A 25,075-nucleotide genomic window follows, 5' to 3' on the forward strand; every position below is an offset into this window, starting at 1 on the left:
GCGAAACTCCTCACCAGTTACGGAAGCGGCTGGGGGGCCGATAAAGTCCGCCGGATGCCAGCATGAGATCCTTGATCGAGCGCGCCGCCAGCAGGCGGCGATCGGCATCGAGCGGATCAATGCCGAGATCTTCGGGCCGCCGGATCACGCCGCGCTCACGCAAGCGCTCGACCATTTTGGGATCGCGGGCTCGGCCGATATCGGTATATCCCGCAACGCCGCGGATCGCCTGCTCGCGCTCGTCGGTGTTGCGGCAAAGGAGCAGATTGGCGATTCCCTCTTCGGTGACGATGTGGGTGACGTCGTCGGCGTAGACCATGACCGGCGCGAGATCGAGATTGAGCTCGCGCGCCAGCGCGAGCGCATCCAGTTGTTCGACGAACAGCGGTACATTGTTGTCACCGAAGGTCTCACCGATCTGCACGACGAGCTTGCGGCCGCGGCGAAGCGCAGCGTTGGCGTCGGGCGCAGCCTCGGCACCCGCTTTGAGCCAGGGTTCGCTCGGGTGCCGGCGGCCGCGCGGATCAGAGCCCATGTTGGGCGCACCGCCGAAGCCGGCGATACGATTCGTCGTCACTGTCGAGCTGTGGCCTTCGAGGTCGATCTGGAGCGTGGATCCGATGAACATGTCGCAGGCGTAGAGGCCTGCCGTCTGACAGAAGGCGCGGTTGGAGCGCAGCGATCCGTCCGGCCCGGTGAAGAACATGTCCGATCGCGCCGCGACGTAGTCCTCCATGCCGACTTCCGATCCGAAGCAGTGGATCTGGTCGACCCAGCCGGATTCGATCGCGGGTATCAGCGTCGGGTGCGGATTGAGTGCGAAATGCGTGCAGACCTTGCCCTTGAGCCCGAGCCTCTCGCCATACGTCGGCAGCAGGAGCTCGATGGCGGCCGTGTTGAATCCGATGCCGTGGTTGAGCCGGCGAACGCCATAAGGCGCATAGATGCCCTTGATCGCGAGCATCGCGGTCAGGATCTGCGTCTCGGTGATGGCGGCAGGGTCGCGTGTGAACAGCGGCTCGACATAGAATGGCTTGCCAGCTTCGACCACGAAATGCACGAGGTCGCCGGGAATATCGACTCGTGGCACCTTGTCGACGACCTCGGTGACCTGCGCCACGACGAGGCCATTCTTGTAGCTGGTCGCCTCGACGACCGTCGGGGTGTCTTCGGTATTGGGTCCCGTATAGAGGTTGCCATCCTTGTCGGCACTCACTGCCGCGATCAGGGCGACATGCGGTGTGAGATCGATGAAATAGCGGGCGAACAGCTCCAGGTAGGTATGCACGGCTCCGAGCTCGATCTTGCGGCCGAACAGCATGCGCGCGATGCGGGCCGACTGCGGGCCTGAGTAGGAGAAATCCAGCCGTCGCGCGATGCCCTTGTCGAAGACGTCGAGATGCGCTGATAGCACCACGCCCGACTGGACCATGTGCAGGTCGTGAACCTCGCGGGGATCGAGCGCCGCGAGCGCCGAGGCGAGGATATCGGCCTGCTTCTGGTTATCGCCCTCGAGGCATACCCGGTCGCCGCTTCGGATCACCGCCTTCAGAAATGCGGGAAGGGCGGGGATCGGAACGATCTTCCCCTTGGCGTGCCGCTGTCCCGCGGCCAAGCGCTCCCTCAATGCCGTCCTTTGCATACCCCAATGGCCCATGTTCGCTCCTTGGCATGCCGGAAGTTCATTCGCTGGCTTCTTCGTATGCGTATTGCATTCGTTTGTCAATTAATGTATGCGTTGTTCCTGTAATAAGCATAAACCGCATACATAGGAGGAAATAAAAGATGCTGATGCATACAAAGCGTCCCGCCCCCGCTGGCGGCCAACTCGCAGAGAGGGGGCGGCCGTGACCATCTCCGGAGTGGCATTGCTTGCAATCTGCACCTTGCTCGGAGTTTGGCTGGGCGACCTGCTCGGGGTGGTGCTCGGCGTCAAAGCCAATGTCGGCGGCGTCGGCATCGCGATGATCTTCTTGATCGCAGCGCGGCTCTGCCTGGTGCGACGCGGCCTGCTCAGTCACGGGCTCAAGACCGGAGTCGAGTTCTGGGGCAGCTTCTACATCCCGATCGTGGTCGCGATGGCCGCACAGCAAAACGTGGTGGCCGCAGTCAAGGGCGGGCCGATCGTGATCATCGCGGGAGTAGGCTCTGTCGCGGTGTGTTTTGCGATGGTGGCCCTCATTGGCCGGCTCAGCGGTCCTGTCGAGACGATCGACGAGATTGAAGCGCGCGAGGCCGAGGAACTCGTCCGTCCCGTGCTCGGGCTCAAGTCCGGGAGGATCGGATGAACATGATGTCTCACGTGCTTGCCGCTAATACGCTTCTCACCGCGTTTGCCGCAGTGGGAATCCTGATGTGGATCTCCGGAGCGATCTCGAAATACCTTACGCTCGGGCGCATTCACGGATCGGCGATTGCGATCATGTTGGGCCTCGCGCTGGCCTTCTTCGGCGGCGTCGCGACCGGTGGCGAGAAGGGCGTGGCCGACCTGCCGGCGCTGGCCGGGATCGGCCTGATGGGAGGCGCGATGCTGCGAGACTTTGCCATCGTGGCCACGGCCTTCGAGGTCGATGTCGTTCATGCGCGCAAGGCCGGCCTGATCGGTGCGGTCGCGCTCGGGTTGGGAACGGTCGTTCCGTTCATTCTGGGCGTGTTCGTCGCCTTGGCGTTTGGCTACACCGACGCCGTCTCGCTGACGACGATCGGGGCCGGCGCGGTCACCTACATCGTAGGGCCGGTCACGGGTGCGGCGATCGGAGCGTCGTCGCCGGTTATTGCGCTGTCGATCGCGACCGGTGTATTCAAGGCGGTGATCGTCATGATCGGCACGCCGTTCGTCGCGAAGATGATCGGCCTCAACAATCCACGCAGCGCGATGGTGTTCGGCGGCTTGATGGGGACGGTCAGTGGCGTATCCGGAGGGCTGGCCGCAACCGATCGACGTCTGGTGCCTTACGGTGCATTGACCGCGACGTTTCATACCGGCTTGGGATGTCTGGTCGCACCGTCCGTCCTCTACTTCACGGTACGCGCAATCACGGGGAGCTGAATGGCAGGTCTGTTCAAAGTCGCAGCTGAAGCCGAAGACGATGGGGGACTGCTCTCCGATCGTATCCGAAACGCGCTCACGGACGAGATCGCGTCAGGCTCACTGGTTGCCGGCTCGGCTCTGGAAGAGCAACAGCTTGCGGATCGGTTTGGTGCCTCCCGCACGCCCGTGCGGGAGGCGCTTCGACAACTCGTGGTCAGCGGGTTGGTCGAAGTCCGAGGACGCCGCGGCGTGGTCGTTGCCCGGATGACGCCCGAGCGCATCATGGACATGTTCGAGACCAGCGCCGAAGTGGAGGCCATGTGCGTCAGGCTCGCGACCTATCGCATGACGCCGCTCGAGCGCAGTCATCTGATCGAACTTCATGAGGCCTCGCTGAAGATGGTCGAGGCGAACGACGTCGATGCCTATGACGCGTTCAACCGCGAGTTCCACGAAGCCATTTACCGGGCGACGCACAATTCGTTCCTTGCCGAGCAGGCGCAGGACGTTCGCGCCCGGCTTAGTGCCTTTCGCCGAACCCAGCTGCGCCAAGGCGACCGCATCCGTCGGTCGCGGGAGGAGCATGACGCGATCATGCAGGCGATCGCCGAGGGCGATGGCGAGGCCGCCGCGCGCCGCATGCGCGCTCACATGTTGAACGCGGCCGCCGCGCTCAGGCGCTACATCGACGATCGCTTCGGCCGAGAGGGATAGCGTCTGGCGGCCGCACCGCTATTTTCCATTCCGCATCACGCTCATCGTTTGTCGTTTTTCTATCGCGTTGGTTCTCGCGCTGACCATGTTCCAGTGGATTACTGAGCCGTCCGTCGGCGTACAAAGTTCGGCGCATCTGTTCGCGCGCGCGAGGAACGTTGCAGCGGGCTTCCTCGCTATAGGTCTGTAGTCTCCCAAGACGAAAGGACTTTCAGATGAGAAACGTGCTTGTGACCGCCTGCGCTATCGCGGCCTTTGCGGTCTCCGCCCCGACATTCGCCCAGGGTACGGGCCAAGCCACCACCCAGGGTATGGGGCAAACCACACCCCAAGGTACGGGGCAAGCCACGACCGGCGCGCAGAGCTCAGCGCAGCAATCGGGGCAGTCGGCGCAGAAGCTTGCGGCGGCGCAACAGATTCAACAGGATCTGAAGAATGCCGGCTTCACCGACGTCAAGGTGGTCGCCGAATCGTTCGTAGTTCAAGCCAAGACGAAGGATGGCAATCCGATCCTCATGACCATCGGGCCACATGGGATGTCGATGTTCGAGGCGACCCAGACGACGGGCTCGAACGCGGGAAACGCGTCTCACGCCACGACGGGCAGCAGCTCGGCGGCGCAAACTCCGTCGAAATGAACCGACGGTTCCGGCCGAAACGGACGGACGTTTGTGCTTGGCCGCCGTTTCCTTGCGCGAGCCCGTGACTGAGCATGCCTGCTTATCGGTGCGATCGGCGCCGATGAGCCTTTTCATCTCATCGCCGTTCGGATGAACGGTGTTCCAGCAGCTTTGAGTGATGAGCTGAGTTGGCGCATTGGCGCGCCGGTTCGGAAGATGCGGCTATCTCCTGTCGCGGAATTACGCCGCGGCAGCAATCATCTTCGCGATGCTGTTAGTTCGCCACGTCAATCTAAACAAACATTAAGGGCGCAACAATTGGCGCGGTCGCACGTTGGCTCGAGAGAGCAGCGATGCGGCTATCGAGGATCACGCCTATGAACGTCAGCGAATTCGTTTGGCACCGATTGTCCGAATGGGGATTGAACCGCGTCTACGGATATCCGGGCGACGGTGTGGGCGGACTGGACGTCGCCCTCGAGAAGGCCAAGGACACCATGACCTATGTCCAGGTACGGCACGAGGAGATGGCGGCCTTCATGGCCTCGGCACATGCCAAGTTCACCGGCCAGGTCGGATTGTGCTACGCGACATCCGGGCCCGGCGCGATCCATCTGCTCAACGGGCTCTATGACGCCAAAATGGATCATGTGCCGGTGGTCGCGCTGGTCGGCCAGGCCGCCAGAACATCGATCGGCGCCAGCTACCAGCAGGAAGTCGACCTCAAGACCCTTTTCAAGGACGTCGCCGAATATGTCGAACAGGCGAGCGTGCCGGAGCAGGTCCGGCATTTGATCGATCGCGCGGTCCGCATCGCGCATAGCAAGCGTGTGGTCACCTGCGTCATCCTGCCCAAGGATGTCCAGGAGCTCGACTACGAGGATCCGCCGCTGGCGCATGGTGCGACCCACACCGGCGTCGGCTATGCCGGGCCCGCGCAGCTTCCCGATCAGGCGCAGCTGCGCGCAGCGGCGGACGTTCTCAACAGCGGCCGCAAGGTCGCCATGCTGGTTGGCGCGGGGACGCTGGAGGCAACCGATGAGGTCATCGCTGTTGCAGAGCGGCTGCAGGCCGGCGTGGCCAAGGCGCTGCTCGGCAAGGCCGCGGTGCCGGACGATCTCCCCTTCGTGACCGGCTCGATCGGTTTGCTCGGCACCAAGCCGAGTTGGGACCTGATGAAGAACTGCGACACCTTCCTGATGGTCGGGTCGGCTTTTCCCTATAGCGAATTTCTGCCGAAGCCGGGCTCCGCGCGCGGCGTCCAGATCGATATCGACAGTAGCAGGCTTAGCCTGCGCTATCCGATGGAGGTCAACCTCGTGGGCGACAGTGCGACGACATTGCGCGCGCTGCTCCCGCTGCTCGAGCAGAAACAGGACCGGAGCTGGCGCCAGGAGATCGAGGAAGGCGTGCGAGACTGGTGGAAGACGCTCGAACGCCGCGCGATGGATTCGGCCGAGCCGCTCAACCCGCAGCGAGTGTTCTGGGAGCTGTCGCCGCGTCTGCCCGACAACGCGATCCTCACCGCCGACTCCGGATCGGTCGCCAACTGGTATGCGCGCGATCTGAAGATGCGGCGCGGCATGAAGGCCTCGCTCTCCGGCGGCCTGGCATCGCTCGGCGCCGGCACGCCTTATGCGTTGGCCGGCAAGATGGCCTATCCGGAGCGGACCGTGATTGCCTGCATGGGCGACGGCGCCATGCAGATGAATGGCCTCAACGTGATGATCACGATCGCCAAATACTGGAAGGAGTGGTCCAATCCCCGTCTGATCGTGCTCGTTCTCAACAACCGCGATCTCAACCAGGTCACCTGGGAAGAGCGCATCCAGCTGGGCTCGGGCAAGACGCTGTCGACGCAAAGCATCCCGGATTTTCCTTACCACCGTTACGCCGAGCTGCTCGGCTTGAAGGGCATCTTTGTCGATAATCCCGATCGCGTCGGCGCGGCGTGGGACGAGGCGCTCGCCGCAGATCGTCCGGTGATTCTGGAGGCCTATACAGACCCGAATGTGCCGCCATTGCCGCCGCATATCACGCTCAAAGAGGCCAAGAATTTCATCAGCATGATTCCGTCCGAGCCTGAGCTGACTAGCGTGCTGAAGAACAGCGCCAAGGAACTGGTGACCAGCGTTCTGCCCGGGAAAGACTGATGCCGACGGCTGTTCCAATCGGGAGAGTGCGCGCCCGGGCCTTCGAAATTCCAACCGATGCGCCCGAGGCTGACGGCACCATGCGGTGGAATTCGACCACGCTGATGCTGGTCGAGATCGCCGGCGGCGGCAAGGTCGGCACCGGCTATACCTATTCGCATCGCTGCATCGCCGGGCTGATCGAAGAGAAGCTCGGGCCATTGGTCGAAGGTCGCGATGCGTTCGCTCCGGAGGCAGCGTGGCTGACGATGCAGCAGGCGGTGCGCAACATCGGACGGGAGGGTCTGGCCGCGACGGCAATTTCGGCGGTCGACACCGCGCTTTACGATCTCAAGGCGCGGCTGTTGGATCTGCCCCTGGTCTCGCTGCTGGGGAGCTATCGCACCGAGGTGCCGATCTATGGCAGCGGCGGCTTCACCAGCTATTCGGACGAACAACTGCGCCAGCAACTCGCTGGCTGGGTGGCGGAGCAGGGCTGTCGGTATGTCAAGATGAAGGTCGGCTCCCAGCCGGACCGTGATCCGCATCGCGCCGAGGTCGCAAGGCGTGCGATCGGCGATCGGGCTCAGCTGTTCGTCGATGCGAACGGCGCTTGCACGGTCAAGCTGGCGCTTCAGCTCGCGGAGGTGTTTGCTGAACTCCGAGTGAGCTGGTTCGAAGAGCCGGTCTCATCCGACGATCTCGCAGGCTTGCGACGTGTTCGCGGGCGCGCTCCTGACGGCATGGAGGTGGCAGCCGGAGAATATGCCTATACGGCCGATTACGTCCGGACGATGCTCGACGCAGGAGCCGTGGACGTTCAGCAGGCGGACGTCACACGCTGCGGCGGTGTCACAGGCTTCCGGCAGATTGCGGCGCTGTGCGACGCCTTCCATATCGATATGTCCGGCCATTGCGCGCCGTCACTGCATCTGCATGCGGCGTGCGCGGCGCCACGTTTGCGGCATCTCGAATGGTTTCACGACCACGTGCGCATCGAGCATATGCTGTTCGACGGTGCCCCTGAGCCGAAGCACGGGGTGATCAGTCCTGACCTGTCCCGCCCGGGCCATGGGTTGACGTTCAAACATGCCGATGCGGCGCGGTACGCGGTGTGAGTAACGATATGAGCAGAGCAGTCGAGCGTGATGTGCTTGCCGGGGCCGGTATTGCGCTGTCGGTGCTGGCCGCAGCTGCGGTCCTGGCCCCAAAGGCCGGCAATTCGCGAATTCACTCACAAAGGATGCGGACGCTGCCAAAGTCCGGTCCGCAGCCGCGAACCGCAGTGCGGGCCGCGCGCCGGCTGAATGGCGCTGCGGGAATGCTGGCCGCTTCGGTGCTCGCCGACAGCAGCGTCGAACATTACCGAGGCTCATTCAAGAACCGGGCGATGTACACGCCGCTCGTCGTCTCGGCCCTGACCTTGGCGACGAGCCTGCACGGCACATCGGATATGCAGCCGCTTGCGCACAGGCTGCGCGACAGCTGTTATGTGCTTGCTGCGGCAACGGGCCTAGCGGGGACCGGCTTCCATTTCTACAATGTCACCAAGAAGGTTGGCGGCTTCAGCTGGCAGAACCTGTTCTATGGCGCGCCGCTCGGCGCGCCAATGGCGATCCTGCTGTCGGGGCTGCTCGGCTTTTGCTCGGAACGCGTGCGGGAAACCGCTCGGTCACGACGACCGGAGGTGTTCGGCCTGCCGGCCGCGCGCACCATTGCGGCGGTGACCGGGGTAGGGCTGCTCGGCACGAGCGGCGAGGCCGGGCTCTTGCATTTCCGTGGCGCATTCCACAATCCGTTCATGGCCGTTCCGGTGACGCTGCCTCCGATCGGCGCCGCGCTGCTGTTCGATGCGGCTGCGCGCGGCCAAGGCCGAGCACATCCGTTCACCCGCGCTTGGATGTGGCTGCTGACGGCAATGGGGCTCATCGGCGTTGGCTTCCATGCCTATGGCGTCTCCCGCAACATGGGCGGCTGGCGCAATTGGACCCAGAACGTGTTGAACGGGCCGCCATTGCCGGCCCCGCCGAGCTTCACCGGGCTTGCCTTGGCAGGGCTTGCTGCGCTCGGTCTGATGAGGGAGCATCGAGATGCATGACCGGTCGCGCAATCCCACCACTCAGGATCGGTATCCAGACTACGACGTGCTCGCCAAGCGAAATGGGCCGTCGTGGAACGACAAGACGCGTGAGGTCATCGCGCGGCGTCTCTCAATCGATTCGCAACCGCTTTTCTTCGCTGCGGACGAGTTCGAAACCTTGACTGCGGTCGCGGTGCGGATCGTGCCGCAGCCGGCCTCGCGGCCCCAGATTCCGGTGGCAGCGCTCATCGATCGCAAGCTGCACGAGGGCGTGTCCGACGGCTATCGCGTTGCCGGAATGCCGCGCGAGCGCGAGGCGTGGCGGCGTGGCTTGCACGCGCTCGACGCCGAAGCACGCCTCGCCTTCAGTGAACGCTTCGCCGGACTGTCTGACGCGCAGCAGGACGAACTGCTGCATCGTGCGGAAGCTGGACAGCTCAACGCGCCGGAATGGGGCAGCATGCGTTGCGGCGACTTCTTCAAGCGTCGTCTGCTGCATGACATCGTGCTCTCCTACTACTCGCATCCCATCGCCTGGAACGAAATCGGATGGGGCGGCCCGGCAAGCCCGCGCGGCTATGTGCGGCTCGACTACAATGAGCGTGACCCGTGGGAAGCGGCTGAAGCCAGGCCGGGGTACGAGGCTAAGGCCGCCAGGACCAATCGCCATGTCCGATGATCCGCTGCATATGCCGCGCGCGCGGCAAGGCCGGGCCCCCGACGTGTTCCGCCTCGGCGGCTGGGTGCCAATGCGAGAATACCGGAATGACGAGCCGGTCGACTTCGTGATCGTCGGCACCGGTGCCGGCGGCGGCACGCTGGCCTGCAAGCTCGCCGAATACGGTTTCACCGTCGTCGCCTTCGATGCCGGTCCGTACTTCCGCCCACTTGAGGATTTCGCGTCTGACGAAGCCGAGCAGACGAAGCTGTACTGGACCGATGATCGCATCGTGGACGGCGCCAATCCGTTGCAGCTTGGCAGCAACAACAGCGGCAAGGCGGTGGGCGGTTCGACGGTCCATTTCGCCATGGTGTCGCTGCGCTTCCGGCCAGAATGGTTCAAGTCACGCACTGTGCTCGGCTATGGCGCCGACTGGCCGCTCGATTGGCGCGAGATGTGGGACTACTACACCGAGGTCGAGCAGGCGCTCAAGATCTCGGGTCCCGTGACCTATCCGTGGGGACCGCCGCGGCCGCGCTATCCGTATCGCGCGCATCCGCTCAATGCCGCCGCGCGCGCGCTTGCGAAAGGCTGCGAGGCGCTCGGCATCAACTGGACCGAAACGCCGCTCGCCACGATTTCAGCTCCGCGCGGGCTTGCGCATCCTTGCGTCTATCGCGGCTTCTGCGTCACGGGCTGTTCGACCAATGCCAAGCAGAGCGCTTTGGTGACGTGGATTCCGCGCGCGCTCGCAGCGGGCGCGGAAATCCGCGATCTCGCCATGGTCGGGCGCATCGAGGTCGATGACAACGGTCTCGTCTCAGGCGTTCACTACCATCGCAACAACGGCTGGCATTTCCAGCGCGCGCGCAATGTGGTGGTTGCAGGCTACGCCATCGAGACGCCGCGGCTGTTGTTGAATTCGGCGACCGACCGGTATCGCGACGGCCTAGCCAACAGCTCAGGCCTGGTCGGCAAGAACCTGATGACGCAGTCCAACCAGGCAGTCTGGGGCGTTATGGACGACGAGATCCGTTCCTACAAGGGCCCGCCTTCGCTCGCGATCACCGAGCACTGGAACTACGCCGACAGGGGCAAGGACTTCTTCGGCGGCTACGCCTATATGAGCCAAGGCCCTCTGCCGCAACTCTGGGCCAACACCCAGGCCAGCGCGCACGGATTGTGGGGCGGGCAGTTGGTCGAGGAGATGAAGAACTACAACCACGTCGTCGGCCTGAAGATCGTCGGCGAGATGCTGCCGCTGGAGACGAACAGCGTCACGCTGGCGGACGAGGTGGACCAATATGGCCTGCGCGTCCCGCGCGTCACCTATTCCTGGTGCGACAATGACAAGCGGCTGATCGATCATTCGCTCAAATTCATGAGCCGGGCGCTGCAGGCCGCCGGTGCAAAGGATCTCTGGATCCAGGAGGATGACACCTGTCATCTCAACGGCACCGCCAGGATGGGAGACGATCCCGGAACCAGCGTCGTCAACGCGGACTGCCGCAGCTGGGACATTCCGAACCTGTGGATCTGCGACGGATCGGTGTTCCCGACCGTCGGTGGAGTCAATCCGTCGCTGACGATCCAGGCCATCGCCTGCCGCACCGCGGATCGGATTCGTGTGTTGGCGCGCCGAGGCGAGCTCAATCGTTCGGCCCGCAGAAGCTCCGCGCTGATATCGGCGACCACGGATGCAACACCATGATGAGAGGGCAGGCAGTGGAGGCGTGAGATGCAAGCGGTCGGATGCACAGTGTGGGCGATCCCGGAGGGGTACATTCCAAGTGGCAGCGTCAGCCAGGCGCATGACCTTGTCTCGCATGAGGCGGCCTGCTTCCTGAACGCGGGCGACCGGGACGCCGAGATCAAGATCACGCTGTTCTTTCGCGACCGCGAACCGATCGGCCCTTATCGGCTGACAGTTCCGAGCCGGCGGACCGTTCACATGCGCTTCAACGACCTGACCGATCCGGCGCCAGTGCCACGCGACACCAGTTACGCCTCTCTGATCGAGGCGAGCGCCCCGGTGGTGGTTCAGCATACGAGGCTGGACTCGCGCCAGCCCGCCATGGCCTTGCTGTCGACCGTCGCATACCCGGTCGCTCAGTCCTGAGTCGTTGGTCTCGCGCTGTCCGGCCCTCGCGGCGATGCGACAGAAGGAACCGAATCTGAAGCCAAAGCTTAATTTTAGGGGACTTCAGCGTCGCCCCGATCTGCGCTTGCGACCGCAGATGCGTCAGAGTGGTGATCGTGGGGAGCGTGCTTGAGATGACGAAAGCTCAGTCGGCAACCGTGCATCCGCGCCACGGCCAGCTGGTCGTGCCGGGTGTAGCCACTGCCGCCGTGCGCAACAGATTGCTGCAACTCGTGCCCGCGCGAGAGCTTGCCGTGGTCCTGCAGGCCGCAGAGAGGGTCGAACTCAAGCCACGTCAGGTGCTGCATCATTGGCGGTTGCCGATGGATTACGTCTATTTCGTCGAAAGCGGTCTGGTTTCGGTTTCGGCCAAGGTCGATGACGGGCGCTTCATCGAAGCCTGGCTGATCGGCGCCGAGGGGATGGTCGGTGCGCCATACCTGCTGGCCCCGGACGACACCAGCCCACCGCATCGTCGCGTGGTGCAAGTGGGCGGGACGGCACTGCGAATACGGACCGCCGCTTTCACCGCAATCATGGAAAATCTCCCGGCACTTCGTGAGGTGCTGCTGCGCTACATCAACGTCGTCCTGTTGCAGACCTCGCAGGCTGGCGCGTGCAACTCGTTGCATTCGGTGAAGCAGCGGTTGGCCCGCTGGCTGCTTCTGGCCGAACGCGCGTTGGACTCGCCCGAATTGCCGCTAACGCATGCCGTTCTCGCCCAGCTGCTTGGTGTTCGCCGCGCCAGCGTCAGCGAAGGCCTCGATGCGTTCGAGCGGGAAGGCGGCATCGTCAACGCGCGGGCGGCGATCAGGATTACGGACCAGGCCATGCTGGAGAAGGCCGCGTGTTCCTGCTTCGGTTTGATCCAGCGCGAATATGATCGGCAGATCGGAGGTTTTTCTTCAAAGCATGCGGGTGAGACCCGTTAGGCGAGCGTGCTAGTTCCTCTCTGGAACAGCTGGCTCCAAAGTGCGTTTGGCTCGGGAGCGTCAGGAGAGTACGGGCCACATGCGAAGCTGGAGATATCGGCTGGTCTGGCTGGTCGGCGCGGGTTGTGTGGCCGTCATCGTGGCCGCCGCGATCGCCTGGTGGACTGCAGCTCCGAGGCCCGCCTTCTCGTCCGACGCGACGTCCCTGTTCGATCAGGCCGGCGATGCCAAACGCGGTGAGCAGGTGTTTCTAGCAGGCGACTGCTCGTCCTGCCACGCCTCGCCCGGGCAGCCGGATCGGCTCCGGCTCGGCGGCGGGCTCGCGCTCGAATCGGCCTTTGGAACGTTCCGTGCCCCGAACATTTCGAGTGATCCCAAGGACGGCATCGGCGCCTGGACCGTCAAAGATCTCGCCAATGCCTTGTTGAGCGGCGTCTCGCCGGCCGGCAGCCACTATTATCCGGTGTTTCCCTATCCGAGCTTTGCGCATCTCACTGTCGAAGACGTCGCCGATCTGAGGGCGTACCTGCGGACCCTGCCGCCTGTCGCTGGCCGGGCCCCACCGCATGATCTGCATCTGCTCTACCGGGTCCGACGCTTCGTCGGGTTCTGGAAGCTGCTTTATTTCAGGCCGGGAGAGATCAAGCCCGATCCGGCGCGCGATGAGCAGTGGAATCGCGGGCGTTATCTGGTGGAGGCGGCAGGTCATTGCGCCGAATGCCACTCCACGCGCGATCTGTTCGGCGGCATCAAGAACAAGACCCGCTTTGCCGGGGGAGTGGATCCGGTCGGCACCGGCTTTTATCCGAACATCACGCCGGAGCACATTGGCAACTGGTCGCGAGCCGACATCGCTGAAGTGCTGATCTCAGGCAACACGCCCGATCATATCCGGGTCGGATCGTCGATGGCCGACGTCGTCAGCAACACTTCGAAGCTGCCACCAGAGGACCGGGAGGCGATTGCGACCTACATCAAGTCGTTACCGGCCCGGCCGACCGAGAAGCCGTGAGTCTGCTTATTGTGAATAGAGATAGGCGGCGACGTCGCGTGCCTCGGCCTCGGTGATGCCGGTTGCCGGCATCGCGGTGCGTGGCGAGAATGTCTGCGGCGATACCATCCACTGCACGAGATTGTCAGGCGAGTTGTTGGCTACGCCGCCGATATAGACGCGGCGGACGAGGCCGGTGAGCGGCGGCCCCACTTCGCCGTCGGCGCCGGCCAGACCTGGAATGGTGTGGCAGCCGCCGCAGCCGTAACGGCGCATGATCTCAGGCGCGTGCGTCGGATTGCCTCCGGTCATTGCGCGCGCGATCTGCTCGGTCTTCTGGCGGGACGACCAGGCCATGGTGCTGCCGACGGCAGTCGCCACGCAGGCCACCACGACGACGGCGCCGAGCCACATCGGTCTAGACAGCATTGAGGGCATCGACTTGCCTCGCTTTCTCGCTGGAGCGTCGGATCCACAGGGCCAGTAGCGTCAGTGCCGCGCCGGCGTAGATCGTGCCGGCCGGCACCCACATGATGATCCCGGCGAGCTGCTGGTCCTCGAGCGGTGTAAGGCCCCAGTCTGCTGCCGTCGCGGTCTGCACGCCATAGAGCACGCGCGGCGCGAGCGCCATCAACGCGCCCAGCACGCTGGTGTGAAACATGGTGACAATGACGTGCCAGGCGGTTTGCCCGGTCGGGCTGCGCCAGAGCACGGCCCACCAGAACAGCACGGCAGTCGCAAAGAAGCTCACATGCTGCAGCCGGTGCAGCGTGACGTTCTCGACGGCAGCATCGAACAGGATCGGCGCATGCCAGACCCAGATCGCGATGCCGTGGAGCAGGGTGGCCGTGCCACCGCTGGCAAGCGCGCTCCAGGTGGCACGCACCGGCGGACTGCGCAGCAGCGCGCCGGCCTGCCGCCGCGTGCGGCGTGGGAGCGCCCACAGCATCACGCCGACAGGCCGGGCCACGACGATCAGCGGCGCCGAGACCGCCATCAAGATCTCATGCTCGATCATGTGAAAGGTGAAGAGATGCTCGCCCAGCCAATGCAGGGGCGAGACCAGCGCAATCGCGAGGCTCACCCACCCCGACCAGAAGGCGAGCGCGCGCCAGCTTGCACGACGACGCTTGCGCCGCCTGGATAGAACCAGGCTTCCCGCAGCGTAGAATCCCGCGATTGAAAGCAGCGGTGTGAGGATCCAGGGATCGAACGTCCACGATGCGCTAAGTTCGTCCTTCGCAGCGCCATGCGCGAGCGCTGTGCCGCTCCAGGCGGCGGCAAAGAGCGCTATGGCAATCAGCGTTCGCATCCGCTCAGCACCAGCGATGCGGCGCCTTGCAACGCGACCGCAAAGGCAAACACGAGCGCGGAGAGCGCGCTCAAGCGCGAGGCAAACGGCAAGCTTCGATCGTCGCCGATCGACGGGCGGCTGTCGAGGCGCCAGGAGATCGCAGCAGAGCCAAGCACGATGAGCATGCCGGCGAAGGAGATGACGGCCGAGGGCCGCGTCGCCGCGATGCAGTCACGCGTCGAGAGGATATCGCCGAGCTGGGTATTTGCAGCCCAGATCACCCCGCCGATCACCATGCCGGCCCACGCCATCAATTTGGCCGATGTGCTTGGTAGTCTCATAGCCGTGCCAGCCAATAGATGCAGCCATAGATGGGAAGCCAGGTGGCGACGACAAAGTTCCAATACATCGCATTGTCCTCGACATCGCCGAAGCGACGCGGATTGTCGGCGTGCCGGCTGAACATCAGCGCCGCCAACACCAGCGTGTCGATCAGATCGGTCAGGATATGCGTGGTGTGCAGCCCGAGCAGGGTCCAGACGATCGAGCCATAGGCATTGGTATCCCATTGGACGTTGAGCGCGGGGAACTCGAAGGCGCGGACGATTAGCGGCACGATGCCGAGCACCGACATGATGATCATGCCGATCTGCACCTTGGGCAAATCCTGCTGCCTGGCCCAGCGCGAGATCAGCACATTTGGAATCACGCTGATGAGCAGGATCACCGTCAGCAGCGTTCCCGGCAGCAGGTCCGGCGGCGGCGCGTTGAGCGGCCAGATCGGCGCCAGGCTCATCAAATAGAGATAGACGGCGATGACGATGGCGAATCCCGTGCCTTCGATCAGCATGAAGCCGAGCGTGCCCCACCAGGTGACGCTGGCGCTGCCAAGCCCGTGGAGTGGCAGCTTGGAGAGATCGAGAACGACGCGCTCCCTCATGCCTCGTCCTCCGGCGTGCCGCTCGGCCAGAACCAGCCGATCAGGGTGATCGCGACCGGGATCGAGCCCCACACGACGGCCCATGGCGAGAAGATCGACCAGATCAGCATGATGCTGGTGGCGATCGCCGTGAGCAACGGCCAAATCGAGTTCTGCGGCGAGGACTCGCGTGCCTGCGGCTCCGCGATGGTGATGGTAGTGATCACGATCTCGCGCCGGTCGCTATGGAGGCCGCTCGCGACATTGAGCGATCCCGGCTGATCCCATAGGGGGTTGGCGCTACCGACGACCGGGATATGCGCGAAATTATAGGCGGGCGGAGGCGAGCTCGTCGCCCATTCCAAGGTCGGCGCGTCCCAAGGATTGTCGCCGGCCGGATTGCCGGATCGTGCGCTGATGATGGCGTCGATGAAGAAGATCAGGAAGCCGGCGGCAAGGATCAGCGCGCTCGCGCTGACGAACAGGTTGAGCCCATGCCAGGGCAAATCCGGCTGGTAAGTGTAGATGCGCCGCGGCATTCCTTCGAGGCCGAGGATGTGCATGGGGAAGAAGGTGAGGTGGAAGCCGATGAAGATCAGCCAGAACGCCCACCTGCCGCGGTGCTCGCTCATCATGCGGCCGGTGAATTTCGGAAACCAGTAATAGACGGCGCCGAGCAGCGGGAACACCGCGCCGCCGATCAGCACGTAATGGAAGTGAGCGACAACGAAATAAGTGTCATGAACCTGAGTGTCGAACGGCACAGAGGCCACCATGACCCCCGTCAGCCCGCCGATCACGAAGGTGACGATGAAGCCGATGACGAACAACAGCGGCGTCTTGAACACCGGCCTGCCGTCCCAGAGCGTGGCGATCCAGCAGAAGATCTGGATGCCGGCCGGAATCGCGATCGCCATACTGGAGGCGGTGAAGAAGCTCTCGCCAAGTCGCGGCAGGCCGGTCACGAACATGTGGTGGACCCACAGGCCGAAGGCGAGGATGCCGGTCGCAATCAACGCCATGACGAGGGCGAGATAACCGAACACCGGACGTCGGGCGAATGTCGCGATCAGGGTCGACACCATGCCGACCGCCGGCAGGAAGATGATGTAGACTTCGGGGTGGCCGAAGAACCAGAACAGATGCTGCCACAGCAGCACGTCGCCGCCTTCCGCCGGATTGAAGAAATGGGTGCCGACCAGACGATCCAGGATCAGGCTCGTGCTCGCCACCATGATCGCGGGCATCGCCATGATGACGACGAAGGAGGTGACCAGCATCGACCACACGAACAGCGGGATGCGGTCGAGCGACATGCCGGGTGCGCGCTGCTTGAACACGGTGACGACGATTTCGACCGCGACCGCCAGTGCGGCGAGCTCGGTGAAGGTGATCATCTGCGCCCAGATGTCGGCGCGCTTGCCCGGCGCATATTGCGGGCCTGACAGCGGTACATAGGCAAACCAGCCGACATCGGGGCCCATGTCGAGTGCGAAGGAGATCCACAGCAGCAGGCCGCCGGCGAGGAAGATCCAGTAGGAGAATGCGTTGAGCCGCGGGAAGGCGATGTTGCGGGTGCCGACCATCAGCGGCACCAGATAAACGCCCATCGCCTCCATCACCGGCACCGCGAACAGGAACATCATGTTCGCGCCGTGCATCGTGAACACCTGGTTGAAGCGATCAGGCCCCAGCACGCGCGCTTCCGGCTGCGCGAGTTGCAGCCGCATCAGCAGCGCCAGCACGCCGCCGAGCAAGAGGAAGACGAACGCCGAGACGATGTAGCGGCGGCCGATGATCTTGTGGTCGACCGTCGTCAGCGCGCCCCACAGCCCGCGTTCCGTCTTCCAGGTCTGCGCCAGCGCGGAGGCGAGCTTCTTGCCATCGAGCTCCGTGTCCAGTGTTTCCGCGCGCGCTATTGTCTCGGTCATTTCAGGCTCGCCAGATAGGCCGATATCGCGCGCAGCTCGTCTGATGTGAGCGGCACCAGCGGCATGTTGTTGCCCGGCTTCAACGTCTGCGGATCGGCGATCCAGGCCGCGAGCGAGCCGCGCGTGGTCTCGAACAGGCCGGCGCCGATGGTCTTGCGACTGCCGACATGGGTCAAATCTGGGCCGCTCGTGCCTGTTGCCTTTGTCCCGCGGATGCTATGGCAGGCGGCGCACGGTTTCGACATGAACGCATCGCGGCCGGCGGCGATTTCCTCGTCGGACGCCTGTGCCGCAGGCGCGCGCTGCGCGGCGGCCCACCGTTCGAATTCCTGCGGCTCATCGGCGATGACGAAGAAGGACATGTGCGCATGCTGCATGCCGCAGAACTCCGCACATTGACCGCGATAGATCCCGGGGCGCTCGGCGCGGATCGTGATCTCGTTGATCCGTCCGGGAATGAGATCCTGTTTGCCGGCGAGGCTCGGCACCCAGAAGGAATGGATCACGTCATCGCCTTCCAGAACCAGGTGCACGTTGCGTCCGGCCGGGATGTGGATCTCGTTCGCGGTATCGAACGCCTGCTTCGGATCGGGCCCGAGATATTGCACGCCCCACCACCATTGCATGCCGCTGATGCGGATGGTGAGATCGTCGTTGCCGGCGACACTGAGCGCGCGAGTAGTGGAGAAGCTCGCGAGCGTGAAGATGGAGATGATCACCACGGTCAGCCCGACGCAGGCGCTGACGATGCGGCCCATGCGGCGCTCGCGCTCGGGAATGAGCTCCATCGGTGCTCGCCAAGCGGCACGCCGGCGCGACAATGCGTAGATCATGGCCACCATCACCAGCGCCCAGGCGATCGAGCACACCGCGACGATGAAGATGATCAGATGCTTCAGGCTGATCGCAGACGCCCCATGCGCCTGCAAGGCAGACTGCCAGTTCTCGCAGCCGGCGAGCGACATCGCCGTGAGCAGAGGCAGGAGCCGCGGAACGCGCCGGATCACGGCGTCGGCCCTTGATCGGGATGAACGGGGGTAGGACCCTGGTCGAACAGGATCGCAGCCGGCGCGCGATTTTCGGACGGGCGCACCTGCTTGTCGTCGTTCCGGGAGGGCGCCGCGGTCTTGGCCGAGTAGGCGCCGATGGTCTGAACATAGCCGGCAAGCTGCCAGATCTCGTCGGTCGTCATCTTGTTCTTGAATGCCGGCATGCCATGCGGGCGACCATCTCGGATCGAAGCGAAGATCGAGACCATCTCCGGGCCGTAGTACCACCAGCCGTCAAGGAAAGATGGACCGATGCCGCCTTGGCCGTCGCCATGGCAACCTTTGCAGCCGAACCAGGTGTAAAGCCGCTTGCCCTCGCTGAGATTGTAGGCGTTTGTCTCGAAAGATCTGTCGAGCGCGAAGTAAACCTGCGGCGGCGCACCGGCGATGCGGTTCTGCATCAGCGCGATCCTGTCCAACGCAGCCGCGACCGGAGGATCGAGCCTCAGCTCGCGCTTCTCCCGCTCACATCCTCCCAACGTCACGATGCAGATCAACAGCACGACCATTCGCATGGTGCGATCCTGAAACGGAACGTACAATCTTTGAACAGCCCATGGGTTCCTACCGGGTTCCAGGTTGATCCATTCCGTTCACATTGTCGGAGACCATGTTGCTGATCGCGGCGCGGACCGCCTCGACGCCGCTGACCCCGTGCATCAGTGCGATCTCGCCTTGCTGTTCGTGGCGGATCGCATGCGCCATGATGCGCAGCCTGAGGTCACCGTGGCTGTGCCATTCCTGATCGGCCATCAGCACCGCGCCCTGGTGATGAAGGCTCATCAGTCGGATGAAGACGGCATCGAACTGCTCAGGCGCGGTGGTGTGCGCCTCCTGCATCTGCGCTTGCGTCAGATAGCCCGGCATGTCCGCCCGTTCCTGCGCGCTGCAGTCCGGCATCAGCGTGCCGAACCAGCTTTGCCACCAATTGTCGAAGATGCGGTTCTCGCCCGCTTGGCTCGCGACCATCAGGCGCGCAAGCGATTGCAGAGAGGGATCGCGTGCGCGTTCAATGCCGAGCTGCGCCAGCACGATGCCCTGGCGGTGATGCGTCGTCATATGGCGGATGTAGTCCTGGTCCGCCACGCGATCCGTTCCAAACCACGGGAACTCGCGCCCCGCTGCGTCGAGGCCAGCCACCGCACCGAGCATCGCGACCACGGCGAGACCACCGAGAGCCCAGGCCTTGGCGAAGCGAACCTCAGGCGATCGCGGTGCGGCGCCGAGCGGGAACCGCAACCATGCGAACAGCGGATACATCGCGGCGGACGAGGCGTGGACGAGCAAGCCGATCCAATAAGGCTGCTGCAGAGTGAAGATCGGCTGAAAGAACGGAAACAAAGGCACCAACAGCAACCATTCGGTTGCCGAGGTGAAAATGGCCCATGGCATCGCGACCGCGAAGATCGTGAGTGGCCGAAGCTCTGCAGTCCAGCGGCCGAACAGGCCGAAGAACACCAGCGCCCAGGAGAAGTCGGCCCATTGATGGAAAGCGATCCCGCCTGCGATCGCACCCCAGCTCGGCTCTGCCGTGATGACGCCGTCGCACAACGGAATGGCGGCCACCGTCATCCAATCGACCGCGGCATCGCGCCCGATTCGCGCCGCAGCGAGCTGGCTGACCAGCGTGGAGAAGGTGCTGCTGACCAACCCGAGCTTGGCGGCCGCGATCCAGTTCGATTGTGCTGACGGCATGTCGATGACAACGGATCAGTTCGGAACCAGAGCTCCAAGCCGACATGCATCAAAACGTTCCGATGCGCAGCCGTCAGGAACGATCGCGAGCGGCGGCGATTGCACCGATGTTTGCTAACAGTCACAAGGAGAATGTCGTGGCATCACAAGGTCAATTCGCAATCGTCACCGGTGCGTCGACCGGTATCGGTCTGGAACTGGCGCGCTGTTGCGCCGAAGACGGTTTCGACCTCCTGATCGTTGCCGACGAGCCGGAGATCGAGCAAGCGGCAGCATCGTTGCGCGCAAACGGAGCAAGCGTCGTGGCGATCCAGGCCGACCTCGCGACCTCCGAAGGTGTCGAGAAGCTCTATGCCGCCACGCAGGGGCGGCCGGTCGACGCCCTGCTCGCAAATGCAGGCCGCGGCCTTGGACGCGCGTTCCTCGACCAGGATCTCGGCGAGATCCGTCGGGTCATCGATACCAATGTCACGGGCACAGTGGAGCTGATCCACAAGTTCGGCAACGACATGCGCCGCCGCAATGCAGGCCGCATCCTCATCACGGGCTCGATTGCGGGCTTTACGCCCGGTTCGTTCCAGGCGATCTACAACGGCACCAAAGCATTCCTCAACTCATTCTCCTTCGCGATCCGTGAAGAACTGAGTGACACCAAGATCACCGTCACCTGCCTGATGCCCGGCGCCACCGAAACCGAGTTCTTCCGCCGCGCCGACATGATGGACACCAAGATCGGCACCGAGAAAAAGGACGATGCCGGCAACGTGGCGCGGCAGGGCTTTGATGCGATGATGGCGGGCGAGGGCGACGTGGTGACCGGCTTGAAGAACAAGGTCCAGTCGTCGATTGCGAATGTGACGCCGGCCGCTGCACTCGCCAAGCAGCATCGCAGCCAGGCCGAGCCCGGAACGGCGAAGCATTAGCGGATCATCGAGGCAGCGAATGCGGCGACGCGCTGGCCGCGTCGCTTGCGCGCTGCTGCAGCTCGGCCGCTCGCAGGACACGAAACTCCGCTTCCTTCAGCCAACCCAAGAACACCAGCGCGGCGGCAAGTAAATAGGCGCCACCGGCGGGAATCCACATGATGAGGCCTGCGAGCTGCTGATCCTCCATCAGAGTCAGGCCCCATTTCATCACGCCAGCGGCATGAGCTGGATAGAGCGGGCGTGGCGCGAAGATCATCAATGCGCCTGGCAAGCCGCTCAGCACCGCGGTTGACACGATCAGCAGCAGGGTCGGCCCGTGCGCCAGGCGTCGCGCGTGCTGATGGGGCGGCAGCACGATCGACCAGAACATCAGCGATGTCACGAAGAAGCTCAGGTGCTCGACGATGTGTACGGCATTGTCATCAAGCGCCCATTGGTACGGTCCGGGCGCGTGCCAGAACACGAATGCGCCTGTGAACAGGACCCAGACCAGGAGCGGATGCATCAGCATATGGTAGGCGCGGCCGAAGCCGAGCGTGATCCACAGCCGCACGATACGCTTCCGCGCCAGGCGCGGGAACGCACGCAGGAAAATGGCTGGGCAGTTGCTCCAGACCAGCAGCGGTGGTGCCGCCAGCATCAGCAGGAGATGTTGGATCATGTGCACCGAGAACAGGTCCTCGCTGATCTCGTCGATGGGCGAATTCAGTGCCAGCAACAGGATCACGATGCCGCCGGCAAATGCGATGGTGCGCGCAGGTGAGAGCAGCTCGGTTTTGTTCTCGCGCATTGCGCTGACAATGCCGAGAGCGTACCAGCCGGTGGCCAGCGCGATCGGAATGATCGTCGACCCATCCAGGCTCCAGCCGGCCGCCGCCAGCCGTTCCGGAAAGCCTGGCGCAGCGCCTGAACTATGCGCCATGGCTGGTATCGGCAGCGCCATCGCGACCAGCGGCAGACCTGCGCGCAGGTTCAGCTGCATGTCTTTAATATCCAGAGCGCCGCGCTGTCGGATGCGACGGTCAGAAAGAACAGGCTGCCAATCAGCAGCGCCCAGATCGCCAGGAAGCGCGTGCGGTCTTCGCCGGTTTCGACCATGGGCGATTCATGTTGGGCCATTTCCCGGATACTGGCCTGCCAGGCGCGGTAGGCGAACACGATTGCGGCCAGCGATATTGCAAGGCTGAGGACGTCGATCGCGGTCAGCAGCGCCCAAAGTCCTTCCGGCCATGTCGGCGATTGTGGCACGTCGCCGGGATAGCAGCTGCGGCTTGCCAGCGCGTAGTTCGTGATCAGGTGCAGCGCCCAGCCGATCGGTGGCGCGAACAGAGCGGCGAGCAGCCAGCCCATGCTGACGCGGTCGCGGTGCGGGGCGGGATGTCCGGCGTGCCGGAGTGAGGCTTCCTCAGCCATGGCGCAGCCCCAGATATGGCGTGATGTAGAGGCTGAAGAACACGACCAGCCAGACCGCATCGACGAAGTGCCAGTAGATGGCGCCGATCGAGATCGGCGCGTCGCGGCCGGGACCGAAATAGCCGAGCGCCGACCAGAGCGTGAGCGGCAGCAGCATGATCAGGCCGAGCACGACATGGCCCATGTGGAAGCCGGTCACGACGAAGAAGATCGAGCCGTAAGGACCTGAATTGAGGCTGAACGATTTCGCCTTCCACTCGAACACCTGGATGGTGACGAAGATCACGCCGAGGATGAAACCGATGCCCATGCCGGCGGCCTGCTTCCAGCGCGCGCCCTCGCGCCCGCCGCGCTCGCCGAACCACACGGCGACGCTTGAGACCAGCAGGATGACCGTATTGGGCGCCGCGAGCTTGAACGTCGGCATTTCCGCCGGCCACATCTCCCCGCGGGGCTGCACGGCTACATAGAAGTAGGCGAACAGGAGGTAAGCAAACAGCGACGCTTCAGTGATGATGCCCGCGATCATGCCCCACCAGCCGACGGTGCAGGAGGTGACGCTGCCGATCGGCAGATCATCACGGGATGTGGCGACGATCGTCATCAGGGCCTCCGTTCGGCAAGCTTGGCCCGCGGCCACAGCCAGATCAGCTGAAAGATGAGGCCGACAACGAGGGAAGCGATCACCAGCCACCACAGCTTGGCGATCAGGCCGGCGAACAGGATGGTGAGTGCTAGCGCCTGCAACAGCGGCATCAGCGAATCCTCCGGCATTCTCAGGATCGCTTCCGGCTGGGCATCCAGCGTTGTCGTTGCCAGCGTCTCCTTGCCGAGATCGAGTGGAAAGCCCTTGCCGAGATCGGAATGGTACGGCGATTCATTGAGCCGCGTTTCCCACAGCGGGGTGCGAGTCGCCAGCGTCGGCAGGACGACGTAGTTGTAGGGCGGGGGCGGCGACGGCGTGGTCCATTCGAGCGTCGCCGCGTCCCAGGGATTAGGCCCGGACTCCTGGCCATGCCTGAGGCTGAGCACGACATTGATCATGAAGAGCAGGAAGCCGACCGCAAAAACATAGCTGCCGATCGTCGTGATCAGATTGATGGTGTCGAGCCCCATGCCCTCGGGGAAGGTATAGATGCGGCGCGGCATGCCCAGCAGGCCGCTGATGTGCATCGGGAAGAAGCCGACATTGAAGCCGATGAACATGAACCAGAAATTCCAGCGGCCGAGCCGCTCGTCGAGCAGCTTGCCGAACATTTTTGGAAACCAAAAATAGCTCGCGCCCATCACCGGAAACAGGTTCCAGCCGATCAGCACGTAATGGATATGGGCCACGACGAAATAGGTATCGGTCAGCTGCCAATCGACCGGGACCGAGCCGGTCATGAAGCCGGAGACGCCGCCGATCACGAAAACGACGATGAAGCCGGCGAAGAACAGGAAGGCGGTGTTGAAGACGGGGCGTCCGGTCCAGATCGTGCCGAGCCAGGCGAAGGCCGAGACCGCGCTTGGAATAACGATAAGGATCGACACTGCGCTGAAGAACGACAGCGCCAGTCCGGGCAGTCCCGTCGCGAACATGTGGTGCAGCCAGACGCCGAAGCCGAGTACCATGGTCAGCACGGTCGCCAGCGCCACCGCAGTGTAGCCGACCAGAGGACGGCGACATAAAATCGGCAACGCTTCCGACACCATACTGATCGCCGGCAGCACGATCACGTAGACCCAGGGATGCCCCCACATCCAGAACAGGTGCTGCCATAGCAGCGGCTGCCCGGTCGGGGGTCGATAGAAATGCGTTGCGAACTGACGGTCCATCCACAACAGGAAAAACGCCAGCGTGACGCTCGGCATCGCGAACAGGTTGCCGACCGAGATCGTCAGCGTGCCCCAGCTCAGAATCGGCAGCCGGTTGATCGACATGCCCGGTGCGCGCATGTGCAGGAGGGTGACAACGAAATTCAGCGATCCAAGCGTGGTCGAAATTCCCAAGAGAATGTTCGACAGCGCATAGAAATCGATGTTGAGACCCGGATTGAACGGACGCGAGGCGTAAGGCACGTAGTTGAACCAGCCAGCGTTCGGCGCTTCCCCGATCGCGAACCCCACGTAGAGATAGATGCCGGAAAAGAGAAACAGCCAGTACGTAAAGGCGTTCAGCCGCGGCATCGCCATGTCTCGGGTGCCGATGACCAGCGGCTGCAGGAACACGCTGAAGCCGGTCAGGATCGGGAAGGCGTACCACAGGATCATGGTCGCGCCGTGCATCGTGAACAGCTCGTTGTACTGCTCGGGCGTCAGCAACGTCTCGTTTGGTTGCGTGATCTGGAGCCGAAAGATCAACGCCTCGATTCCACCCACGATCAGGAAGATGAAGGATGTGACGATGTAACGGAGCCCGATCTCCTTGTGATCGACGGAGGACAGCCAGCCGATCACGCCCGGCTTTGTTTCCCATAATGCGTTGAGCTTCTCGGCGAGCGGCGACGCATAGTCGCGTACAGCGACCCGGGGAACGCGATCATATTCCGTCGCGGTCATGCCTGC

Annotated in this window: 26 protein-coding genes; 13 read left to right on the forward strand and 13 right to left on the reverse strand. The window is 63.6% G+C overall.

The genetic code is table 11. The features are described from left to right. Positions 1–10: 10 nt before the first annotated feature. Positions 11–1,657, reverse strand: a complete 1,647-nt coding sequence (gene mdcA, locus ACQR1W_RS15710) for a malonate decarboxylase subunit alpha (protein ID WP_434851603.1) — start codon at positions 1,655–1,657, stop codon at positions 11–13. 190 nt (positions 1,658–1,847) lie between these two features. On the opposite strand from mdcA, the gene madL reads away from it, so the two are divergent. From madL to ACQR1W_RS15770, 12 genes are all read left to right on the forward strand, one after another. Continuing rightward, entirely contained in the window at positions 1,848–2,288 is a 441-nt protein-coding gene (gene madL, locus ACQR1W_RS15715) for a malonate transporter subunit MadL (protein ID WP_434851604.1), read from the forward strand. After that, on the forward strand, positions 2,285–3,049 hold the full coding sequence (gene madM, locus ACQR1W_RS15720) for a malonate transporter subunit MadM (protein WP_434851605.1): 765 nt from the start codon (positions 2,285–2,287) through the stop codon (positions 3,047–3,049). The genes madL and madM overlap by 4 nt, the downstream gene beginning before the upstream one ends. Beyond that, on the forward strand, positions 3,050–3,745 hold the full coding sequence (locus ACQR1W_RS15725) for a GntR family transcriptional regulator (RefSeq protein WP_434851606.1): 696 nt from the start codon (positions 3,050–3,052) through the stop codon (positions 3,743–3,745). Between the two features lie 215 nt (positions 3,746–3,960). Beyond that, complete coding sequence (locus tag ACQR1W_RS15730; protein ID WP_434851607.1) at positions 3,961–4,383, forward strand: hypothetical protein; 423 nt, start codon at positions 3,961–3,963, stop codon at positions 4,381–4,383. 359 nt (positions 4,384–4,742) lie between these two features. Then, complete coding sequence (locus ACQR1W_RS15735; protein WP_434851608.1) at positions 4,743–6,518, forward strand: thiamine pyrophosphate-requiring protein; 1,776 nt, start codon at positions 4,743–4,745, stop codon at positions 6,516–6,518. After that, positions 6,518–7,615, forward strand: coding sequence for an enolase C-terminal domain-like protein (locus ACQR1W_RS15740; RefSeq protein ID WP_434851609.1), 1,098 nt, complete (start codon positions 6,518–6,520; stop codon positions 7,613–7,615). The genes ACQR1W_RS15735 and ACQR1W_RS15740 overlap by 1 nt, the downstream gene beginning before the upstream one ends. An 8-nt stretch (positions 7,616–7,623) precedes the next feature. After that, positions 7,624–8,595 carry a hypothetical protein gene (locus ACQR1W_RS15745; protein ID WP_434851610.1) on the forward strand — a complete coding sequence of 324 codons (972 nt, stop codon included), beginning with the start codon at positions 7,624–7,626 and terminating at the stop codon, positions 8,593–8,595. Beyond that, the gene (locus tag ACQR1W_RS15750) at positions 8,588–9,256 is read left to right on the forward strand and encodes a gluconate 2-dehydrogenase subunit 3 family protein (RefSeq protein ID WP_434851611.1); all 669 of its coding nucleotides are present in this window, start codon (positions 8,588–8,590) and stop codon (positions 9,254–9,256) included. The genes ACQR1W_RS15745 and ACQR1W_RS15750 overlap by 8 nt, the downstream gene beginning before the upstream one ends. Then, complete coding sequence (locus ACQR1W_RS15755; RefSeq protein ID WP_434851612.1) at positions 9,246–10,949, forward strand: GMC family oxidoreductase; 1,704 nt, start codon at positions 9,246–9,248, stop codon at positions 10,947–10,949. The genes ACQR1W_RS15750 and ACQR1W_RS15755 overlap by 11 nt, the downstream gene beginning before the upstream one ends. A 27-nt stretch (positions 10,950–10,976) precedes the next feature. Beyond that, positions 10,977–11,357, forward strand: a complete 381-nt coding sequence (locus tag ACQR1W_RS15760) for a sensory rhodopsin transducer (protein ID WP_434851613.1) — start codon at positions 10,977–10,979, stop codon at positions 11,355–11,357. A 155-nt stretch (positions 11,358–11,512) separates the two neighbouring features. Further along, the gene (locus tag ACQR1W_RS15765) at positions 11,513–12,310 is read left to right on the forward strand and encodes a Crp/Fnr family transcriptional regulator (RefSeq protein WP_434851614.1); all 798 of its coding nucleotides are present in this window, start codon (positions 11,513–11,515) and stop codon (positions 12,308–12,310) included. A gap of 79 nt (positions 12,311–12,389) precedes the next feature. Beyond that, positions 12,390–13,322, forward strand: coding sequence for a c-type cytochrome (locus ACQR1W_RS15770; RefSeq protein WP_434851615.1), 933 nt, complete (start codon positions 12,390–12,392; stop codon positions 13,320–13,322). Positions 13,323–13,328: 6 nt separating this feature from the next. Here ACQR1W_RS15770 and ACQR1W_RS15775 read toward each other — a convergent pair whose 3' ends face one another. From ACQR1W_RS15775 to ACQR1W_RS15810, 8 genes are read right to left on the reverse strand one after another with little or no spacing between them, the layout of a single operon-like run. Continuing rightward, complete coding sequence (locus ACQR1W_RS15775; protein ID WP_434851616.1) at positions 13,329–13,730, reverse strand: c-type cytochrome; 402 nt, start codon at positions 13,728–13,730, stop codon at positions 13,329–13,331. Then, positions 13,720–14,613, reverse strand: a complete 894-nt coding sequence (locus ACQR1W_RS15780; protein ID WP_434851617.1) for a cytochrome c oxidase assembly protein — start codon at positions 14,611–14,613, stop codon at positions 13,720–13,722. The genes ACQR1W_RS15775 and ACQR1W_RS15780 overlap by 11 nt, the downstream gene beginning before the upstream one ends. Continuing rightward, positions 14,601–14,936 carry a hypothetical protein gene (locus tag ACQR1W_RS15785; protein ID WP_434851618.1) on the reverse strand — a complete coding sequence of 112 codons (336 nt, stop codon included), beginning with the start codon at positions 14,934–14,936 and terminating at the stop codon, positions 14,601–14,603. Before ACQR1W_RS15785 ends, ACQR1W_RS15780 begins: the two co-directional genes overlap by 13 nt. Then, a complete protein-coding gene (locus ACQR1W_RS15790; protein WP_434851619.1) occupies positions 14,933–15,535 on the reverse strand; it encodes a cytochrome c oxidase subunit 3 in 603 nt (200 codons plus the stop codon). The genes ACQR1W_RS15785 and ACQR1W_RS15790 overlap by 4 nt, the downstream gene beginning before the upstream one ends. Next, a complete protein-coding gene (gene ctaD, locus ACQR1W_RS15795) occupies positions 15,532–17,445 on the reverse strand; it encodes a cytochrome c oxidase subunit I (protein WP_434851620.1) in 1,914 nt (637 codons plus the stop codon). Before ctaD ends, ACQR1W_RS15790 begins: the two co-directional genes overlap by 4 nt. Then, positions 17,442–18,410, reverse strand: a complete 969-nt coding sequence (gene coxB, locus ACQR1W_RS15800) for a cytochrome c oxidase subunit II (RefSeq protein ID WP_434851855.1) — start codon at positions 18,408–18,410, stop codon at positions 17,442–17,444. The genes ctaD and coxB overlap by 4 nt, the downstream gene beginning before the upstream one ends. A 38-nt stretch (positions 18,411–18,448) precedes the next feature. Continuing rightward, positions 18,449–19,009 (reverse strand): c-type cytochrome, encoded by a 561-nt coding sequence (locus tag ACQR1W_RS15805; RefSeq protein ID WP_434851621.1) that lies wholly within the window; start codon positions 19,007–19,009, stop codon positions 18,449–18,451. Positions 19,010–19,058: 49 nt separating this feature from the next. Beyond that, complete coding sequence (locus tag ACQR1W_RS15810) at positions 19,059–20,189, reverse strand: DUF305 domain-containing protein (protein ID WP_434851622.1); 1,131 nt, start codon at positions 20,187–20,189, stop codon at positions 19,059–19,061. 107 nt (positions 20,190–20,296) lie between these two features. On the opposite strand from ACQR1W_RS15810, the gene ACQR1W_RS15815 reads away from it, so the two are divergent. Next, positions 20,297–21,112, forward strand: a complete 816-nt coding sequence (locus ACQR1W_RS15815; RefSeq protein WP_434851623.1) for an SDR family NAD(P)-dependent oxidoreductase — start codon at positions 20,297–20,299, stop codon at positions 21,110–21,112. A gap of 4 nt (positions 21,113–21,116) precedes the next feature. Here ACQR1W_RS15815 and ACQR1W_RS15820 read toward each other — a convergent pair whose 3' ends face one another. The 4 genes from ACQR1W_RS15820 to ACQR1W_RS15835 are packed head-to-tail and all read right to left on the reverse strand — an operon-like array spanning position 21,117 to position 25,069. Continuing rightward, a complete protein-coding gene (locus ACQR1W_RS15820; RefSeq protein WP_434851624.1) occupies positions 21,117–22,097 on the reverse strand; it encodes a cytochrome c oxidase assembly protein in 981 nt (326 codons plus the stop codon). Further along, a complete protein-coding gene (locus tag ACQR1W_RS15825; RefSeq protein WP_434851625.1) occupies positions 22,088–22,528 on the reverse strand; it encodes a hypothetical protein in 441 nt (146 codons plus the stop codon). The genes ACQR1W_RS15820 and ACQR1W_RS15825 overlap by 10 nt, the downstream gene beginning before the upstream one ends. Beyond that, entirely contained in the window at positions 22,521–23,132 is a 612-nt protein-coding gene (locus tag ACQR1W_RS15830; protein WP_434851626.1) for a cytochrome c oxidase subunit 3, read from the reverse strand. Before ACQR1W_RS15830 ends, ACQR1W_RS15825 begins: the two co-directional genes overlap by 8 nt. Next, a complete protein-coding gene (locus tag ACQR1W_RS15835) occupies positions 23,132–25,069 on the reverse strand; it encodes a cytochrome c oxidase subunit I (protein WP_434851627.1) in 1,938 nt (645 codons plus the stop codon). The genes ACQR1W_RS15830 and ACQR1W_RS15835 overlap by 1 nt, the downstream gene beginning before the upstream one ends. Positions 25,070–25,075: the final 6 nt, after the last annotated feature.

This window comes from Bradyrhizobium sp. HKCCYLS1011 (assembly GCF_051167795.1).
Taxonomy (GTDB): Bacteria; Pseudomonadota; Alphaproteobacteria; order Rhizobiales; family Xanthobacteraceae; genus Bradyrhizobium.